The 17,035-nt window shown below is 72.6% G+C and carries 17 protein-coding genes; 13 read left to right on the top strand and 4 right to left on the bottom strand.

All coding sequences use genetic code 11. From position 1 onward, the window contains the following. The first annotated feature begins 56 nt into the window (after nucleotides 1-56). The 8 genes from RLT58_RS09110 to RLT58_RS09075 all read left to right on the top strand — a co-directional run bounded on the left by RLT58_RS09110 (nucleotide 57) and on the right by RLT58_RS09075 (nucleotide 5,911). Nucleotides 57-857: a helix-turn-helix domain-containing protein gene (locus tag RLT58_RS09110; protein WP_311309903.1), complete on the top strand. Its 801-nt coding sequence runs from the start codon at nucleotides 57-59 to the stop codon at nucleotides 855-857. Between the two features lie 147 nt (nucleotides 858-1,004). Next, on the top strand, nucleotides 1,005-2,483 hold the full coding sequence (gene rimO, locus RLT58_RS09105; protein WP_311309902.1) for a 30S ribosomal protein S12 methylthiotransferase RimO: 1,479 nt from the start codon (nucleotides 1,005-1,007) through the stop codon (nucleotides 2,481-2,483). Continuing rightward, nucleotides 2,480-3,388: a CDP-diacylglycerol--glycerol-3-phosphate 3-phosphatidyltransferase gene (gene pgsA / locus RLT58_RS09100; RefSeq protein ID WP_311309901.1), complete on the top strand. Its 909-nt coding sequence runs from the start codon at nucleotides 2,480-2,482 to the stop codon at nucleotides 3,386-3,388. Before rimO ends, pgsA begins: the two co-directional genes overlap by 4 nt. After that, on the top strand, nucleotides 3,385-3,894 hold the full coding sequence (locus RLT58_RS09095; RefSeq protein ID WP_311309900.1) for a CinA family protein: 510 nt from the start codon (nucleotides 3,385-3,387) through the stop codon (nucleotides 3,892-3,894). The genes pgsA and RLT58_RS09095 overlap by 4 nt, the downstream gene beginning before the upstream one ends. Before the next feature lie 109 nt (nucleotides 3,895-4,003). Then, nucleotides 4,004-4,387, top strand: coding sequence for a helix-turn-helix domain-containing protein (locus RLT58_RS09090; RefSeq protein ID WP_069169097.1), 384 nt, complete (start codon nucleotides 4,004-4,006; stop codon nucleotides 4,385-4,387). 238 nt (nucleotides 4,388-4,625) lie between these two features. Further along, the gene (locus RLT58_RS09085) at nucleotides 4,626-5,096 is read left to right on the top strand and encodes a Dps family protein (protein WP_311309899.1); all 471 of its coding nucleotides are present in this window, start codon (nucleotides 4,626-4,628) and stop codon (nucleotides 5,094-5,096) included. Nucleotides 5,097-5,186: 90 nt separating this feature from the next. After that, a complete protein-coding gene (locus RLT58_RS09080; protein ID WP_311309898.1) occupies nucleotides 5,187-5,381 on the top strand; it encodes a CsbD family protein in 195 nt (64 codons plus the stop codon). 173 nt (nucleotides 5,382-5,554) lie between these two features. Further along, nucleotides 5,555-5,911: a hypothetical protein gene (locus tag RLT58_RS09075; protein WP_311309897.1), complete on the top strand. Its 357-nt coding sequence runs from the start codon at nucleotides 5,555-5,557 to the stop codon at nucleotides 5,909-5,911. Here RLT58_RS09075 and RLT58_RS09070 read toward each other — a convergent pair. From RLT58_RS09070 to RLT58_RS09060, 3 genes are all read right to left on the bottom strand, one after another. After that, complete coding sequence (locus RLT58_RS09070) at nucleotides 5,859-6,623, bottom strand: SDR family NAD(P)-dependent oxidoreductase (protein ID WP_311309896.1); 765 nt, start codon at nucleotides 6,621-6,623, stop codon at nucleotides 5,859-5,861. The two genes, RLT58_RS09075 and RLT58_RS09070, sit on opposite strands and share 53 nt — an antisense overlap. 71 nt (nucleotides 6,624-6,694) lie before the next feature. Next, nucleotides 6,695-7,522, bottom strand: a complete 828-nt coding sequence (locus tag RLT58_RS09065) for a DNA-formamidopyrimidine glycosylase family protein (RefSeq protein WP_311309895.1) — start codon at nucleotides 7,520-7,522, stop codon at nucleotides 6,695-6,697. A gap of 24 nt (nucleotides 7,523-7,546) precedes the next feature. After that, nucleotides 7,547-12,208 carry an Lhr family ATP-dependent helicase gene (locus RLT58_RS09060; protein ID WP_311309894.1) on the bottom strand — a complete coding sequence of 1,554 codons (4,662 nt, stop codon included), beginning with the start codon at nucleotides 12,206-12,208 and terminating at the stop codon, nucleotides 7,547-7,549. A gap of 92 nt (nucleotides 12,209-12,300) precedes the next feature. Between RLT58_RS09060 and RLT58_RS09055 the strand changes: the two genes are divergently transcribed. From RLT58_RS09055 to RLT58_RS09045, 3 genes are read left to right on the top strand one after another with little or no spacing between them, the layout of a single operon-like run. Then, nucleotides 12,301-13,164 carry an AraC family transcriptional regulator gene (locus RLT58_RS09055; RefSeq protein WP_311309893.1) on the top strand — a complete coding sequence of 288 codons (864 nt, stop codon included), beginning with the start codon at nucleotides 12,301-12,303 and terminating at the stop codon, nucleotides 13,162-13,164. A 10-nt stretch (nucleotides 13,165-13,174) separates the two neighbouring features. Then, nucleotides 13,175-13,978 carry an AzlC family ABC transporter permease gene (locus tag RLT58_RS09050; protein ID WP_311309892.1) on the top strand — a complete coding sequence of 268 codons (804 nt, stop codon included), beginning with the start codon at nucleotides 13,175-13,177 and terminating at the stop codon, nucleotides 13,976-13,978. Continuing rightward, nucleotides 13,975-14,280 (top strand): AzlD domain-containing protein, encoded by a 306-nt coding sequence (locus RLT58_RS09045; protein WP_311309891.1) that lies wholly within the window; start codon nucleotides 13,975-13,977, stop codon nucleotides 14,278-14,280. The genes RLT58_RS09050 and RLT58_RS09045 overlap by 4 nt, the downstream gene beginning before the upstream one ends. A gap of 185 nt (nucleotides 14,281-14,465) precedes the next feature. Here the strand turns inward: RLT58_RS09045 and RLT58_RS09040 are convergent, their stop codons facing one another. Beyond that, on the bottom strand, nucleotides 14,466-15,380 hold the full coding sequence (locus RLT58_RS09040; protein ID WP_311309890.1) for a hypothetical protein: 915 nt from the start codon (nucleotides 15,378-15,380) through the stop codon (nucleotides 14,466-14,468). A 79-nt stretch (nucleotides 15,381-15,459) separates the two neighbouring features. Between RLT58_RS09040 and RLT58_RS09035 the strand changes: the two genes are divergently transcribed. Both RLT58_RS09035 and RLT58_RS09030 read left to right on the top strand, forming a co-directional pair. Continuing rightward, nucleotides 15,460-15,654 (top strand): DUF3046 domain-containing protein, encoded by a 195-nt coding sequence (locus RLT58_RS09035; RefSeq protein ID WP_311309889.1) that lies wholly within the window; start codon nucleotides 15,460-15,462, stop codon nucleotides 15,652-15,654. Between the two features lie 184 nt (nucleotides 15,655-15,838). Continuing rightward, a complete protein-coding gene (locus RLT58_RS09030) occupies nucleotides 15,839-17,029 on the top strand; it encodes an AI-2E family transporter (protein ID WP_311314450.1) in 1,191 nt (396 codons plus the stop codon). Nucleotides 17,030-17,035 lie beyond the last annotated feature (6 nt).

Here is a 17,035-nt window from a genome sequence, read left to right as displayed (position 1 = left end):
CGTACCCCCCCTAGACTGAACACCCAGCAGGTGGCTCACGCTCGAAAGGCGCCCCCGTGTCCATCGGCAACTCCCCCGAAGACGACCGGCCTTCGATCGGTCGAGTGCTTCAGCAGGCTCGTATCGCCGCAGGTCTCACGGTCGAAGAGGTCAGCACGTCCACCCGGGTGCGCATCCCCATCGTGCACGCGATCGAGGAGGACGACTTCTCCCGCTGCGGCGGCGACGTGTACGCCCGCGGCCATATCCGAACGCTGGCACGTGCCGTAGGCACCGATCCGGAACCGCTGGTCACGCAGTACGACGCCGAGCACGGCGGCCGTCCCGCGCCCACCCCGGCGGCCCCGCTGTTCGAGGCCGAGCGGATCCGTTCCGAACCCCGGCGGCCCAACTGGACCGCGGCCATGGTCGCGGCCATCGTCGCCGTGGTCGGGTTCGTCGGCTTCACCTTCTTCAAGGGCGGTGACGAGCCCACCACCGCAGGGCGCGTCGCCGAAGGCCCGACGTCCGACAAGATCGCCCCGAAACCCTCCGCCAGCAAGCCCGCCGACCCCAAACCGGCTCCCTCCGACAGCGCCATCGCGGCGGCGCCCCAGGACAAGGTGACGGTCCGGCTCAGCGCCAGTCAGGGCAAGAGCTGGATCTCCGCCAAGGACCACAACGGGCGCTCCCTCTTCGACGGGACGCTCCAGCAGGGCGAGACGAAGACCTTCCAGGACAAGGAGCGCGTCGACCTCGTCCTCGGCAACGCCGGCTCGATCGAGCTGTTCGTCAACGGCAAGAAGGTCGAGGACCAGTTCCAGCCCGGACAGGTCGAACGGCTCTCCTACACCAAGGGCGACCCCGAGGTCGGCTGACCGCCCCCTCGGACCACGCACATCGCGGCGAGCGCCCGGCCACCGGCCGGGCGCTCGCCGTCTTCGTCCCACCGCCGTCTGTTACTCCGTGTAACGGGGCAACCCTGCACGGCGGGGCCAGTGCCGGGACAAAGTAGTCTTGAGCCCATGCCCGAACGCCGTACCGTCGCCCTTGTCACTCTTGGCTGCGCCCGTAACGAGGTGGACTCGGAGGAGCTCGCAGGCCGCTTGGCAGCGGACGGCTGGGAGCTCGTCCAGGATGCCTCCGATGCCGATGTCGCCGTGGTCAACACCTGTGGATTCGTCGAGGCCGCCAAGAAGGACTCCGTCGATGCCCTGCTCGAAGCCAATGATCTGAAGGACCACGGCCGTACCCAGGCCGTCGTCGCCGTCGGCTGCATGGCCGAGCGCTACGGCAAGGACCTCGCAGAGGCCCTGCCGGAAGCGGACGGCGTCCTCGGATTCGACGACTACGCAGACATCTCCGACCGCCTCCAGACCATCCTCAACGGCGGCATCCACGCCTCCCACACCCCGCGCGACCGCCGCAAGCTGCTGCCGATCAGCCCCGCCGAGCGGCAGGACACCGCCGTGGCCCTGCCCGGCCACGCGCAGGACGTGGCACCGGCCCCCGCCGACCTCCCCGAGGGCGTCGCGCCGGTCTCCGGGCCGCGGGCGCCGCTGCGCCGCCGGCTGGGCACCAGCCCCGTCGCCTCCGTCAAGCTCGCCTCCGGCTGCGACCGCCGCTGCACCTTCTGCGCCATCCCGTCCTTCCGCGGCTCCTTCATCTCGCGCCGCCCCTCGGACGTCCTGGGCGAGACCCGCTGGCTGGCCGAGCAGGGGGTGAAGGAGGTCATGCTCGTCTCGGAGAACAACACCTCCTACGGCAAGGACCTCGGCGACATCCGCCTCCTGGAGACGCTGCTGCCCGAGCTCGCGGACGTCGAGGGCATCGAGCGCATCCGGGTCAGCTACCTCCAGCCTGCCGAGATGCGTCCCGGACTGATCGACGTCCTCACCTCGACGCCCAAGGTCGCGCCCTACTTCGACCTGTCCTTCCAGCACTCCGCCCCCGCCGTGCTGCGGGCGATGCGCCGCTTCGGCGACACCGACCGCTTCCTGGAGCTCCTGGACACCATCCGGAGCAAGGCACCGCAGGCGGGTGCCCGCTCCAACTTCATCGTGGGCTTCCCCGGTGAGACCGAGGACGACCTCGCGGAGCTGGAACGGTTCCTCTCCGGGGCCCGCCTCGACGCCATCGGCGTCTTCGGCTACTCAGACGAGGAGGGCACCGAAGCGGTCGGCTACGAGAACAAGCTGGACGCCGACGTCATCGCCGAGCGGCTCGCGCACATCTCGCAGCTGGCCGAGGAGCTGACCTCGCAGCGGGCCGAGGAGCGCGTCGGGGAGTCCCTCCAGGTGCTGGTCGAGTCGGTCGACGCCACCGACGACGAGTCGCGGGCCGTCGGCCGCGCCGCCCACCAGGCACCGGAAACGGACGGCCAGGTGCTCTTCACCACACGCGAGGGACTTGTCCCGGGCCGTATGGTCGAGGCAAAGGTCGTGGGTACCGAAGGCGTGGACCTGGTGGCCGAGTGTTCCGAGCTTGTGGAGGTAGCCAGATGACCGGAGTCCCGGCATCCGCGGCAGGTGGTTCCGGCGCGACGCCGGTCCGCGGCGGAAAGCTCGGTGCTGCGGCCGTCAATCAGGCCAGCCTGTGGAACATCGCCAACCTCCTGACCATGGCGCGGCTGGTGCTCGTCCCCGGCTTCGTCGTGCTGCTGCTGCACAACGGCGGTTACGACCCGGCCTGGCGTTCCGTCGCCTGGGCCGCGTTCGCCATCGCCATGATCACCGACCTGTTCGACGGTCATCTGGCGCGGACGTACAACCTGGTCACCGACTTCGGGAAGATCGCCGACCCGATCGCCGACAAGGCGATCATGGGCGCGGCCCTGATCTGTCTGTCGTACCTCGGAGACCTGCCCTGGTGGGTCACGGGAGTGATCCTCTTCCGCGAACTCGGCATCACCCTGATGCGGTTCTGGGTGATCCGGCACGGGGTCATTCCGGCCAGTCGCGGCGGCAAGATGAAGACCCTGGCCCAGGGGACGGCCGTCGGGATGTACGTCCTGGCGCTGACCGGTCCGCTGGCCACGCTGCGCTTCTGGGTCATGGCGGTGGCGGTCGTGCTGACGGTCGTCACCGGTCTGGACTATGTCCGCCAGGCTGTCGTGCTCCGGCGCCAGGGGCTCGCCGCGGAGCGGGCCGCCGCGGTGCAGGAGGCCGCAGAGGCGGCTGAGACCGCCGAGGCGGCCCTGGAAGGCGTCTCGGGCGCCGCGGTCCCGGCCGGGACCGCCGAGGGCGCTGAGGCCGCCGCCGCGAGCGCCGAGGGCATCGAGCCGGCGGCGGGGAGCGCCGAGGGCGTCGAGGGCGTCGAGCCCGCCGCGCGGACCGTCGGCGATGTCCGGGGTGCGGAACGGGTCACCGGGGCCTCCGGGGCCCGTGGTGCGGCGGAGGCGGAGCGGTGACGGCCGCGGCCCGGGTGCTGCGGCGGCTCGTCGAACGCGGGGAGACCCTCGCCGTCGCCGAGTCGCTGACCGGCGGCCTGGTCGCGGCAGAACTGACCTCCGTCCCGGGTGCCTCGCAGGCCTTCCGGGGCTCCGTGACCGCCTATGCGACCCCACTCAAGAGTGAAGTCCTGGGCGTGGACGCGGCTCTTCTGGCGGCGAAGGGCGCGGTGGACGCCGAGGTCGCCCGCCAGATGGCGGCAGGCGTGCGCCGGGCGCTCGGCGCGGACTGGGGCGTCGCGACCACGGGCGTCGCGGGCCCCGAGCCGCAGGACGGCCGGCCGGTCGGAACGGTCTTCGTCGCGGTCAGCGGGCCGCAGGGTGCCGGGAAAGTGGCGGCGCTGCGGTTGAACGGCGACCGTGCGGACATCCGTAAAGAGAGCGTACGAAGCGCGCTCGACCTTCTCTCAGGCGAACTCGGTGAGAATGAGGGCGCACAGGATACGGAACAGAACGGGGGGAATTGATGTTTGCAGCCCTGAGTGAACACGACATCGCTCCCCGCACGGCCGCGGCGCGAGGCGGTACGGTGGGGCGTGAAGGATGCGGCTACGCGGTCCGAGGAGGGAGCCACCGATGATTCTGCTCCGTCGCCTGCTTGGTGACGTGCTGCGTCGGCAGCGCCAGCGCCAAGGCCGTACTCTGCGCGAAGTCTCCTCGTCCGCCCGAGTTTCGCTCGGCTATCTCTCCGAGGTGGAGCGGGGGCAGAAGGAGGCATCCTCCGAACTGCTCTCCGCCATTTGCGACGCGCTTGACGTACGGATGTCCGAGCTCATGCGTGAAGTGAGCGATGAGCTGTCCCTGGCCGAACTGGCCGAGTCGGCGGCAGCCAGCGATCCGGTCCCTGTACCGGTGCGCCCCATGCTCAATTCCGTCTCCGTTTCGTCGGTGGCGGGTGTACCGACGGGGCGGGTGACCATCAAGGCGCCTGCGGAAGCGGTGGATGTCGTCGCCGCCTGATCCGTTCGGTTCGTTGTGAAGCCGGAAGCCCCGGTCCTCCCCTCAGGGGGCGGACCGGGGCTTCTGTGTGTCACCGGGGCTTCCGGGTGTCAGGGGAGCTTTGGGGGGAAGGCGGATGGATGAGACCGGGAAGCCATCTCGTGCAAGCTCGCACTGAAACTTCCTCGAATGACTGTTTTGCTTCGTTTGTGCCATCGTGGTGGTGCTGAACGGAACGGATCCAAGATCGGAGACGTGCATGTCTGTGGTGAAGAGCCCGCTGTCCGAGACCGACCTCAAGTCCGTGGGTGGTGCCCTCCAGGGCGCTCTGGTGGACCTCGTCGACCTCTCCCTGGTGGCCAAGCAGGTCCACTGGAACGTGGTGGGGCCGCGCTTCAGGTCCGTGCACCTTCAGCTCGACGAGGTCGTCGACACCGCCCGCCAGCACTCCGACACGGTCGCCGAACGGGCCTCCGCGCTGGGTGTCAACCCGGACGGCCGGTCGGCGACGATCGCCCGGGCCACGGCCATCGACTCCGTGCCCGAGGGCTGGATCAAGGACGTGGACGCGGTACGGACCCTGGTCGACGCCCTCGGCGTGGTGATCGGGCGGATGCGTGAGCGGATCGAGGTGACCGGCGATCCCGACCCGGTCAGCCAGGACATCCTGATCGCGCTGACCGCGGATCTCGAGAAGCACGCGTGGATGTTCCAGGCCGAGAGCGCCTGAGCCTCATCCCCGTCACTCCCTCAACCCCCTTTCCCCGGAGTGCCCGGACCCGGGCACACACCGGTTTCTCTCTGCGACAGAGGAGTCCCCATGACTGACGAAGGCGCGAAGGACAAGATCACCGGTAAGGCGAAGGAAGCGATGGGCAAGATCGCCGGCAACCGGCGCATGGAGGCCGAAGGCAAGACGGACCAGGCGAAGGGCAAGGCCAAGGACGCCGCAGGCGGCGCCAAGGAGCGTGCCGAGGGCGTCAAGGACTCCCTCACGGACGACGACAAGAGCTGAACGGAAACGGCGAGCCCCCACCGGAGACGGTGGGGGCTCCCTTCTGAACCCCTGCCCGGCTCCGCCGGCGCGAGCGTGAAGGTGCGCGACTGCGCCGTGCGCGCCGGTAGTGCACCGGTGCGCTCTCCCGTCGGGTGATCGGGCCGCAGTAGGTTCGGCCGGAGGAGGCAGCCATGGTACGGCGATGGGTGCCGGCGCTCGTTCTCGGCGGTGTGTGGTGGTGGGCCGTGCTGCGGCTGGTCCTGGAGCCGGCGCACGCCGGAGTGGTCGAGGGAGCGGTGGCGGCGGGTGGCTGGGGGCTGAGCCTCCTGCCGGTCCATGTGGCCGCGACCGCCCGGCCCACGGGCATCTTCGACACGGGCGCGGCGCTGGCCCGGCGCGGGGCGGCGTGGCTGCGGGAGTCCGGCAGGTCCTGGCGGACTGCCGGCGGGCCGTGGCCCGCCGCCGCGACGGAGCGTCTCACCGGCGCGTGGCGCGCTACCAGGGCATGGCGACGCCGCCGTTCGGGCGGAGGATCTGACCGGTCATGAAGGCCGAGGCGTCGGACGCCAGATGCAGCACGGTGTGCGCCACGTCCTCGGGCTCCCCGACCCTTCCCAGCGGCGAGATCCGGACCATCGTGGCCTCGGCCCGGTGCTGCTGCTCCGCGTCGTGGCGGGCGGTCATGGGTGTGCGGATCCAGCCGGGGGCGACGGCGTTGACCCGAATGGCGTGCGGTCCCAGCTCGGTCGCCAGCGTCTTGGTCAGCTGCACCACGGCTGCCTTGGCGGCGCCGTAGCAGAGCAGCCCGGGGCTCGCGGAGTCGACCGCGCCCGAGGCCATGGTGACCAGCGAGCCCGGGGCGGAGCGGGCGACCATCGTGCGGGCCACTTCCTGGCACGCGTACAGGACCCCTTTGAAATTGACCGAGAGCACGCGGTCGAGATCCTCGTCGGCCGTCTCCAGGACGCTGCTCGTGTGCATGATCCCGGCGACGGCGGCCAGGATGTCCAGCTCCCCGGCGGCCGCGACGGCGGCCCGGACCTGGTCGCGGTCGGTGACATCCAGCGGATACGTGTGGGCTTCGCCACCCGCCCCGGTGATCAGCTCCCGGGTCTCCAGAAGCCCCTTCTCGTCGAGATCCGCACCATGCACGACGGCACCCGCCTCGGCCAGCAGTACGGCACAGGACCGGCCGATCCCGCCGGCGGCGCCGGTGACGAACGCGGAACGTCCGGTGAGGTCGTACGCGGCGATGGGCATGACTGGACGGTACGGCTGGATCTGACGGGGCGTCAACTGTGATGCGCGGAATGCTGGTTCGGCGTTCGGACCTAGGGCGTCGGGCCGGTCTGGCAGCGTGGGCACCAGTAGGCGGGGCGGTTGTCCTGTTCGGCCTCGCGGATCGGGGTTCCGCAGCGCAGGCAGGGGCGGTGGGTGCGGCCGTAGACCCAGAGGTTCTCGCTCGGGCGGGCGGGGCGGGGGGCCCGGCCCGTGGCGGTGCGGGGGCGGGCGGCGGCCGTGGTGGTGCGGACCGGGCGGTCGCGGTTGGCCTCCAGGAGTTGTCTGGCCGTACTGACCAGGAGGGTGGCCGTGCGCGCGGGCAGGTCGCCGATGGGGAGCCAGGGGGTGGCTCGGGCCAGGAAGCAGAGTTCGGCCTTGTAGATGTTCCCGATGCCGGCCAGGTTGCGCTGGTCCAGGAGGGCTTCGCCGAGGGGGCGGGCGGGGTCGGCGAGGAGGTTGCGCAGCGCCGTGTCCGGGTCCCAGTCCGGGCCCAGCAGGTCCGGGCCGAGATGGCCGACGGCGTTCCCCTCGTCCCGGGTGCGCAGGAGTTCGAGGACCGGAAGGCGGTAGCCGACGGCGGTGTGCGCGGCGTTGCCCAGGACGGCCCGGATCTGGTGGCCGGGGCCGCCGCGCCAGCGTTCGCCCGGGGCGTAGATGCGCCAGGCCCCGTCCATCCGGAGATGGCTGTGCAGGGTGAGTCCGCCCTCGATGCGGGTCAGCAGGTGCTTGCCCCGGGCGGAGACGTCGAGAACGGTCCGGCCCGTGAGGTCGGCCGTGGCGAACCGGGGGACGCGCAGGTCGGACCTGGTGAGGACCCGGCCGGCGAGCGCGTGGTGCAGACGCTCGGCGGTCTGCAGGACGGTGTCTCCTTCGGGCATGTCTCCATGATGCGCGGACCGGGGTCAGGCGCGCAGGCGCAGGCCTCTCGGGGTGGCGAGGAAGCCGGCCGACTCCAGGGTGCGGCCCAGGGGGGAGGTCAGGGACGAGGCGCCGTTGGTCCGCTCGACGGTCACCGTGCCGAGGGCTCCGGCGCGGGCGGCGGCGGCCAGGGCACCGGCCGCCGCGAGGAGCGCCGGATCGTCCGGGTCGGTCGGCCAGGCCAGCAGCGTCTTGCCGCCGCGCTCCATGTACAGCGTCAGCTCGCCGTCGACCAGGACCACGAGCGCGCCCGCCTTGCGGCCCGGCTTGTGTCCCGCGCCCGCCGGCGGTTCCGGCCAGGGGAGGGCCGCGCCGTACGCGTTGGCCGGGTCGGCGGCCGCGAGGACCAGGGCGCGGGGGTCCGCGCCGGGTTCCGTACGGTCGCGGGCGGTGGACGCCGCGCGGAGCCGGTCGACCGCGCCGTCCATGGCGAACTGCGCCGCGCCCAGTCCCTCCACGACATAGCCGCGCCTGGCCTGTCCGTTGTCCTCGAAGGCGGACAGCACCCGGTAAGCGGCGGAGAAGCCGCCCTCGACGCCCTCCGCCTGGACCGCGCCGCGGGTCACCACTCCGTGCCGGTCCAGCAGGGTGCGGGCCAGGGCATGGGCCCGGTGGGTGGGGTCGGGTTCCAGGGCCGGCAGCAGGGACCAGCGGCCCGAGACCGTGGGCGGGCCGGTCCGTGAGACGGGGCGGGCCGCAGCGGTCAGCGTGCCGTACCGGCCGCGCGGGACGCTGCGTCTGGCGCGGTGCGCGGTCGCCCCGGCCGTGCGGCCGGAGCCGAGGAGCGAACGCAGCGGTGCGAGCGTGTCGTTGGTGAGCCGGCCCGACCAGGCGAGGTCCCACAGCGCGTCCGCCAGCTGCGGATCGGTGCAGTCGGGGTGGGTGGTGGCGCGGACCTGGTCGGCGATCTGACGGAAGAACAGTCCGTAGCCGCCGGAGAGCGTGGTGAGCACCGACTCGTGCAACGCGCTGAGTTCGAACGGGCGCGGGGGTGGCAGGAGCAGGGGTGCGCTGTCGGCCAGGTAGAGGGAGATCCAGCCGTCCTTGCCGGGGAGAGCGCCCGCGCCGGCCCACACGACCTCGCCGGTGGTGGTCAGTTCATCGAGGAGCGCGGGGGTGTAGCCCGTGACCCGGGCCGGGAGGATCAGCTTCTCCAGGGCGGACGCGGGCACGGGCGCGCCCTGCAGCTGCTCGACGGCCCGGGCCAGTCCGTCGATTCCGCGCAGGCTGTTGCTGCCCAGGTGCTGCCACTGGGGCAGGAATCCGGCCAGGGCGGCGGGCGGGACCGGCTCCAGCTCGTGGCGCAGCGCGGCGAGCGAACGCCGTCGCAGCCGCCGCAGCACTGTGGCATCGCACCACTCCTGGCCGATGCCCGCCGGATGGAACTCGCCCTGGACGATCCGGCCGGAGGCCGCGAGCCGTTGCAGCGCACCGTCCGTGACGGCGGTACCGAGGCCGAACCGGGCGGCCGCCGCGGTCGAGGTGAACGGGCCGTGCGTACGGGCGTAGCGGGCGAGGAGGTCGCCCAGGGGGTCCTTCACCGGTTCGGTGAACGCCTCGGGGACGCCGACCGGGAGAGCCGTGCCCAGCGCGTCGCGCAGCCGGCCCGCGTCCTCGATCGCCGCCCAGTGGTCGGCGCCGGCGATCCGGACCCTGATGGCGCGGCGGGCCGACGCCAGCTCCCGCGCCCAGGGCTCCTCGGCTCCGCGCGCGGCCAGCTCCTCGTCGGTCAGCGGGCCGAGGACGCGCAGCAGGTCGGCCACGCCCTCGATGTCCTTGATCCGGCGGTCCTCGGCCAGCCACTGGAGCTCCTGCTCCAGCTCCGTGAGGACATCGGCGTCCAGCAGTTCGCGCAGCTCGGCCCGGCCCAGCAGTTCGGCCAGGAGACGGGAGTCCAGGGAGAGCGCGGCGGCCCGCCGCTCGGCGAGCGGCGAGTCGCCCTCGTACAGGAACTGGGCGACGTAGCCGAAGAGGAGCGAGCGGGCGAACGGGGAGGGCTCCGGGGTGGTGACCTCGACGAGCCGGATGCGGCGCGCCTCCAGATCGCCCATCACTTCCGTGAGCCCGGGGACGTCGAAGACGTCCTGGAGGCATTCGCGGACCGCTTCGAGAACGATGGGGAAGGAGCCGAACTCGGAGGCGACCTGAAGGAGCTGGGCGGCCCGCTGACGCTGCTGCCACAGGGGTGTGCGCTTTCCGGGGCTGCGGCGGGGCAGCAGCAGCGCCCGCGCCGCGCACTCGCGGAACCGGGAGGCGAACAGGGCGGAGCCGCCGACCTGGTCCGTGACGATCTGCCCGATCTCCCCCTTGTCGAAGGCGACATCGGCGGCGCCGACCGGCGGCTGGTCGCTGTCCAGCGCGGCGTTGGCCGCGGGCAGCGGCGCCCCGCCGGAATCGTGCGGGTCCTGGGCGGGATCGAAGTCGAGGAGGTCCAGGCCCATCATGTCCGCGTCCGGCAGCCTCAGCACGATGCCGTCGTCGGCGTGCATGACCTGGGCGTCCATGCCGTACCGCTCGGCGAGCCGGGCGCTGAGCGCGAGCGCCCAGGGGGCGTGCACCTGGGCGCCGAACGGGGAGTGCACGACGACGCGCCAGTCGCCCAGCTCGTCCCGGAACCGCTCGACGAGGATGGTCCGGTCGTCCGGCACATGGCCGCAGGCCCGGCGCTGTTCGTCGATGTACGCCAGGACGTTGTCCACGGCCCAGGTGTCCAGCCCCGCGGCCAGCAGCCGCTCCCGCGCGTCCTGCGGGGACAGCCCGCCCAGCTCGCGCAGGAAGGCACCGAGCGCGCGGCCCAGCTCCAGCGGGCGGCCCAGCTGGTCGCCCTTCCAGAACGGCAGCCGCCCGGGGACGCCGGGCGCGGGCGAGACCAGCACCCGGTCACGGGTGATGTCCTCGATCCGCCAGGACGTGGTGCCCAGGGTGAAGACATCTCCGACGCGGGACTCGTAGACCATCTCCTCGTCCAGCTCACCGACCCGGCCGCCGCCCTTCTTGGGGTCGGCACCGGCGAGGAAGACCCCGAAGAGCCCTCGGTCGGGGATGGTGCCGCCGGAGGTGACCGCCAGCCGCTGGGCGCCGGGGCGGCCCGTGACCGTACCGGCGACGCGGTCCCAGACCACGCGCGGGCGCAGCTCCGCGAAGGCGTCGGACGGATAGCGGCCGGCGAGCATGTCGAGGACGGCGGTGAACGCCGACTCGGGGAGCGAGGCGAAGGGGGCGGCGCGGCGGGTCACCGCCAGCAAGTCGTCCACCTGCCAGCTGTCCAGGGCGACCATCGCGACCAGCTGCTGCGCCAGCACGTCCAGCGGATTGGACGGGATGCGCAGCGCCTCGATGGAGCCGGTGCGCATCCGCTCGGTGACCACGGCGGCCTGGACGAGGTCGCCGCGGTACTTCGGGAAGACGACGCCGGTGGACACCGCGCCCACCTGGTGGCCGGCGCGGCCCACCCGTTGCAGCCCGGAGGCGACCGAGGGCGGCGACTCGACCTGGATCACCAGGTCCACCGCACCCATGTCGATGCCCAGCTCCAGGCTGGAAGTGGCGACGACCGCGGGCAGCCGGCCCGCCTTGAGGTCCTCCTCGACCTGGGCGCGCTGCTCCTTGGAGACCGATCCGTGGTGCGCCCGGGCGAGCAGTGCGGGGGCGCCCTTGGCCGCCCCCGACTCCGCCATGATCTCGGCGGGGGAGTGGGCCTCGGGCATGGTCTCGCCGGTGGCCCGCTCGTACGCGATCTCGTTGAGCCTGTTGCAGAGGCGTTCGGCGAGGCGCCGGGAGTTGGCGAAGACGATGGTGGAGCGGTGCGACTGCACGAGGTCGGCGATCCGCTCCTCCACATGCGGCCAGATCGAGGGCTTCTCGGCCTGGCCCGAGGAGTCGTCGGTGGCCGGGGAGCCGCCGAGCTCGCCCAGGTCCTCGACGGGCACGACCACCGACAGGTCGAACCGCTTGGTGGACGGCGGCTGGACGGTCTCCACCTTCCGCCGGGGGGAAAGGAAGCGCGCCACCTCGTCGACCGGACGGACCGTCGCCGACAGGCCGATCCGGCGGGCCGGACGGGGCAGCAGCTCGTCGAGACGCTCCAGGGACAGCGCGAGATGGGCGCCCCGCTTGGTGCCCGCGACCGCGTGCACCTCGTCCAGGATCACCGTCTCGATCCCCGCCAGCGCCTCCCGGGCCGAGGACGTCAGCATCAGGAAGAGGGACTCGGGGGTCGTGATCAGGATGTCCGGCGGCCGGGTCGCCATCGAGCGGCGCTCGGCGGCCGGGGTGTCGCCCGAGCGGATGCCCACCCGCACCTCGGGCTCCGGCAGCCCCAGGCGCACCGACTCCTGGCGGATTCCGGTCAGCGGTGAGCGCAGGTTGCGCTCCACGTCGACCGCGAGCGCCTTCAGCGGGGACACGTACAGCACGCGGCAGCGCTTCTTCGCCTCGGCCGGCGGCGGCACGGCGGCCAGCCGGTCCAGCGCGGCGAGAAAGGCGGCCAGGGTCTTGCCCGATCCGGTCGGCGCGACGACCAGGACGTCCGACCCCTCATTGATCGCCCGCCAGGCACCCTCCTGCGCGGCCGTGGGCGCGCTGAAGGCCCCCGTGAACCAGCTGCGGGTCGCGGGGGAGAACGCATCGAGTGCGGAGCCGGTCATGTTCCCCATCGTGCACCCCGGCACTGACAACGGCTTCGGCAACCGCCGGACCGCCGGCGGCCCCGGCCGCCGCGAGCTGCGAGAATTCGGTCATGGCAGGAGCATCGGGACCGGCGGAATGGGCGCGGCACTGGCAGTACGCCGAGCTGCCCGACCTCGACCTGCTGCGGGCCCGCTACATCCGCCACACCTTCCCGCGCCACAGCCACGAGGGCTATGTCTTCGGCGCCGTCACCCAGGGCATCGAGGATGTCGCCCTGCCCGGCGGCACCGTCCACGCCGGCCCCGGCTCCGTCGTCATGATCAATCCCGAGGTGCCGCACACCGCCAGGGCCGGTGTGCCCGAGGGCTGGGTGTACGCCACGCTCTACCCGTCCGCCCAGGTCATCAACGACATCGCGGCCGACATGACCGATCTGCGCGGCACCGTCTCCTTCACGGAGGCCGGCGTGACCGATCCGTACGCCGCCCGGCTCATCGGCGAGGTCCACCGGGCGGCGGAGGAGGGCAACGCGCTGGCGGCGGACAGCGTGCTGCGCGTCCTGGTCACGCGGCTGCTCACCCGGCACGGCAGCGCCCTGCCCGCCCCCGCGCCCCGGGCGGCCGGAGCGCGCGACGCGGCGCGGGCCCGGGCCGTCCTGGAGAGCAGGATGGCCCGGCCGCCCACCCTGGAGGCCCTGGCCGCCGAACTCGGCACGAGCCCGTTCGCCCTGCTGCGCGCGTTCAAGAAGCAGTACGGCATGCCGCCGCACACCTGGCTCACCGACGCCCGGGTCCGGCGGGCGCGGCGGATGCTCGACGCGGGCACGGCACCGGCCCGCGCGGCCGCAGAGGTCGGCTTCACCGACCAGCCGCATCTCAACCGCCACTTCACCCGGATCGTGGGGGTGCCGCCCGGCGCCTACCAGCGCGAACGTGCAAGAACGTACAAGACCGGTCCCCGACCGCCCGGGTAGCGTGCCGGGCGTGCCAGAACAGACCACACCTCTTCAGAGAGCCGGCGGACCGGCCGGTCCCGGCGGGGCCACCGCCGTCGACAAGCCCGATGCGGCCGTCGTCCGGGACGCGCTCGGCGTCGGCATAGCCGTCGGCCTCTCCGGCTTCGCCTTCGGCGTCACCTCGGCCGGCTCCGGGCTGAGCCTCCTGCAGACCTGTGCGCTCAGCCTCCTCGTCTTCACCGGCGCCTCCCAGTTCGCCCTGGTGGGCGCCCTGGCGGCGGGCGGCAATCCGTACACCGCGGCCGCCGGCGCCTTCTTCCTCGGCGTACGCAACTCCTTCTACGGCCTGCGGCTGTCGCAGCTGCTCGCCCTGCCGCGCGCCCTGCGCCCCCTCGCCGCGCAGTGGGTCATCGACGAGACGACCGCCGTGACCCTGCCCCAGCCCACCCGGCGGGCCGCACGGATCGGCTTCACCGTCACCGGGCTCACGCTCTATGTGCTGTGGAACCTGACCACGCTGATCGGCGCCCTGGGGGCGGAGGCACTCGGCGACACCGATGCCTGGGGGCTCGACGCGGCGGGTCCCGCCGTCTTCCTCGCGCTGCTCGCGCCCATGCTGAAGAGCACGACCGAGCGGATCACCGCCGCACTCGCCGTCCTGCTGGCACTCGGCCTCCTGCCGGTGCTGCCCGCAGGGGTGCCCGTCCTGCTGTCCGCCCTCGCGGCGCCCTTCGTCCTGTATCTGAGGGGGCGCGGCAAGGACGGCGCTTCCCAGGCGGACACGGGGGACACGAAGGACGCGGACACGAGCACAACCAAGGACGCCCGATGAACGTCTGGATCGCCATCGCGCTGACCGCCGTCGGCTGCTATCTCGCCAAGCTCCTCGGGCTCCTGGTGCCGGCCGGCGCCCTGGAACGCCCTCTCGTCCAGCGGCTCGCCGCACTGCTGCCCGTGGCCCTTCTGGCCGCCCTGACCGCGCAGCAGACCTTCGGCGACGGGCAGCACCTGGTGCTCGACGCCAGGGGCGCGGGTCTCGCCGCCGCCGCGCTCGCCCTGGTCCTGCGCGCGCCCTTCCTCGTGGTCGTCGGCGTGGCCGTCGTGGTCACCGCCGGAGTGCGCGCACTGGGCTGACCTCCTGACGCGCCGCGCGTAAGGGGCTCGGTCCAGGTGCCGAGCCCCTTACACGCGGCCCTGTGCACGCGGCCCCTTGAACGCCTTCCCCCGGACGCGGCCCCCTGGACAGCGGGACCGCCGGGTCCGACCGCGCGGGCCGGCTGCGGCACCGGCAGGAGCACGCTCGTCAGCGCCATCGGGTGTCAGTCCAGGCGGCGCCCGTGGGCCCGCAAGGTCTCCAGGGCTCGGAGCGTCACCAGGGGGCGTCCCTCCAGGGCCGTCCCCGGGGCCCACTGCCGCCAGGTCACCGGCCAGCCGCCGTCCGCCTCCTGCCCGGCCGCCAGGTGGTCGAGCGACCGCTCCATCTCGGCGTCGGTGAACCACCGGCGGGCGAGCGAGGCGGGGGTGCGGGCGTAGTCGTACGGGAAGTGCTGCTCGCCCGGCGCGTACCCGGCGGCCACCGGATACTCCGCACGCCGGTCCGGGTCCAGCACGGCGAGACGCTGGTCGCGCACCAGCCGGCCCAGCCGGTCGGCGGCGGCCTCGGCCCGCGGCCGGTCCGGCGCGCCGTCCAGGAAGGCGACGGCGGCCTCGATCTCGTACGGATGCGACACCTCCAGGGCGTCGACGGCCGCCCAGCAGAAGTCGGTGGCCCGGAAGAGCCAGGCGTGCCACACCGCGTTGCGGTGCAGCAGTCCGACGACGGGGCCGGTGGCCAGCAGCTCGGCCGGCGGGTCGTCGACGATCGGGATGAAGGGCGCCGCCGGATAGCCGCGCTGCGAGGGAAGGAGCGCGGGCAGCGCACCCTCCTTGGTGGACACGTCGGTCAGGAAGCGGCAGATCCGCTCCACCCGCAGACCGCCGCAGCGGCCGATGGAGTCGAGGACGTTCAGCGCGTGCGCCGTGTGCAGGGGCTGACTGACGGGGCCGCGCAGATCGGGTTCGAGCGCGTGGCCGTACCCGCCGTCCTCGTTGCGATAGGCGGCGAGCGCCGTCTCCACGGCATCGGCACTCCCTTGTAAGAAGTGATGGGCGAACCGCCGTTGTTCGAGGACACGGGCCGTGAGCCAGATGAACTGCTCGGCACGATCGAGGGGACTTGCTCCGCTTCCAGCCATGAACCGACCGTAGGACGTCAAGTGCTCCGGGCAAGGGCAGGCGGCCCGGCTGCACTCTCAGGAGCGGGATACTGAACGCATGCGGTTGACGATTTTCTGGGAACGGATGGCGGACCACTTCGGCGCGGGATACGCGGACTCCTTCGCGCGCGACCATGTGATGGCCGAACTCGGCGGACGGACGGTGCGGCAGGCGCTGGCCGACGGCTGGGAAGCGAAGGACGTCTGGCGCGCGGTCTGCGCCGCAGTCGACGTGCCCGCCGACAAGCGCTGAGGCGCACCCCCGCGATGCGGGGCGGCGGACGGGCGCCCGGGGCGCGCGACCGGTTGTCACACGCGTAGGCGAGACTTGCTCCGTGGCACCGACAGACGAGACCGCTCAGATCCGGCCCCCGCTCACTCCGCCCGTCCCGCCGGCCGCGCCACCGGCCCCGCCGTCCGGCACCGGGCCCGTCCGCATGCCCGGCTGGCTGCCGCGCGCCATGGTGCTGGCCCTGGCGCTCTACGCCTGCTTCCGGCTCGGCAGCTGGGCGTTCGACCAGCTCATCGGTCTGCTGATCAATGTGCTGATCGCCTTCTTCCTGGCACTCGCGATCGAGCCCGCCGTGAGCCGGATGTCGGCCCGCGGCATGCGCCGGGGCTTCGCCACCTTCCTGGTCTTCCTCGGGGTGCTGATCGCCGGTGCCGGGTTCGTCGTGCTGCTCGGCTCGATGCTCGCGGGCCAGATCGTCGACATGGTGGAGGACTTCCCGAAGTACCTCGACTCGGTGATCCACTGGGTCAACCAGACGTTCCACACCGAGCTCTCCCGGGTCGAGGTCCAGGACAGCCTGCTGCACTCCGACTGGCTGCAGAAATACGTCCAGAACAGTGCGAGCGGCGTGCTCGACGTGTCCACCACGGTCCTGGGCGGTCTGTTCCGGCTGCTGACGATCTTCCTGTTCTCGTACTACTTCGCGGCCGACGGCCCCAGGCTGCGCCGCGCGCTGTGCTCCGTGCTGCCGCCCGCCCGGCAGGCCGAGGTACTGCGGGCCTGGGAGATCGCGGTCGCCAAGACCGGCGGCTACCTCTACTCGCGCGGTCTGATGGCCCTCGTGTCCGGCATCGCGCACTACATCCTGCTGGCCGCCCTCGGGGTGCCGTACGCACCGGCGCTCGCGGTCTGGGTGGGCCTCGTCTCGCAGTTCATCCCCACCATCGGTACGTATCTGGCGGGCGCCCTGCCGATGCTGATCGCGTTCACGGTCGACCCCTGGTACGCGCTCTGGGTCCTCGGGTTCGTCGTGGTGTACCAGCAGTTCGAGAACTACGTGCTGCAGCCCAAGCTGACCTCGAAGACGGTCGACATCCATCCGGCGGTCGCGTTCGGCTCGGTCATCGCGGGGACGGCCCTGATGGGCGCCGTCGGCGCGCTGATCGCCATCCCGGCCGTGGCGACCCTGCAGGCCTTCCTCGGCGCGTATGTGAAGCGGTACGACGTCACCGACGACCCCCGGGTGCACGGCCGGCATCAGTGGCGCGGCGAGCCGCTGTCGGCGCGGCTGCGCAGGCTCTGGCACGCCCCGGAACCCGACGAAGGCCACCGAGGCCGGGGGACGGACGACGGCGAGGAGCCCCGGGAGCCCCGGGGACCCCGGGCGGGCTCCTGAGCGCAC

The organism is Streptomyces sp. ITFR-16, assembly GCF_031844705.1.
Classification (GTDB): domain Bacteria; phylum Actinomycetota; class Actinomycetes; order Streptomycetales; family Streptomycetaceae; genus Streptomyces.
This window is presented reverse-complemented; position numbering and strand designations above follow the sequence as displayed.

What these genes read in the sequence shown, in the direction of transcription:
- rimO (WP_311309902.1), top strand. Translation starts at nt 1,005, where the DNA reads ATGCCCGAACGCCGTACCGTCGCCCTTGTCACTCTTGGCTGCGCCCGT.
- pgsA (WP_311309901.1), top strand. Translation starts at nt 2,480, where the DNA reads ATGACCGGAGTCCCGGCATCCGCGGCAGGTGGTTCCGGCGCGACGCCG.
- RLT58_RS09090 (WP_069169097.1), top strand. Translation starts at nt 4,004, where the DNA reads ATGATTCTGCTCCGTCGCCTGCTTGGTGACGTGCTGCGTCGGCAGCGC.
- RLT58_RS09085 (WP_311309899.1), top strand. Translation starts at nt 4,626, where the DNA reads ATGTCTGTGGTGAAGAGCCCGCTGTCCGAGACCGACCTCAAGTCCGTG.
- RLT58_RS09080 (WP_311309898.1), top strand. Translation starts at nt 5,187, where the DNA reads ATGACTGACGAAGGCGCGAAGGACAAGATCACCGGTAAGGCGAAGGAA.
- RLT58_RS09075 (WP_311309897.1), top strand. Translation starts at nt 5,555, where the DNA reads ATGGTACGGCGATGGGTGCCGGCGCTCGTTCTCGGCGGTGTGTGGTGG.
- RLT58_RS09070 (WP_311309896.1), bottom strand. Translation starts at nt 6,623, where the DNA reads ATGCCCATCGCCGCGTACGACCTCACCGGACGTTCCGCGTTCGTCACC.
- RLT58_RS09065 (WP_311309895.1), bottom strand. Translation starts at nt 7,522, where the DNA reads ATGCCCGAAGGAGACACCGTCCTGCAGACCGCCGAGCGTCTGCACCAC.
- RLT58_RS09060 (WP_311309894.1), bottom strand. Translation starts at nt 12,208, where the DNA reads ATGACCGGCTCCGCACTCGATGCGTTCTCCCCCGCGACCCGCAGCTGG.
- RLT58_RS09055 (WP_311309893.1), top strand. Translation starts at nt 12,301, where the DNA reads ATGGCAGGAGCATCGGGACCGGCGGAATGGGCGCGGCACTGGCAGTAC.
- RLT58_RS09045 (WP_311309891.1), top strand. Translation starts at nt 13,975, where the DNA reads ATGAACGTCTGGATCGCCATCGCGCTGACCGCCGTCGGCTGCTATCTC.
- RLT58_RS09040 (WP_311309890.1), bottom strand. Translation starts at nt 15,380, where the DNA reads ATGGCTGGAAGCGGAGCAAGTCCCCTCGATCGTGCCGAGCAGTTCATC.
- RLT58_RS09035 (WP_311309889.1), top strand. Translation starts at nt 15,460, where the DNA reads ATGCGGTTGACGATTTTCTGGGAACGGATGGCGGACCACTTCGGCGCG.
- RLT58_RS09030 (WP_311314450.1), top strand. Translation starts at nt 15,839, where the DNA reads ATGCCCGGCTGGCTGCCGCGCGCCATGGTGCTGGCCCTGGCGCTCTAC.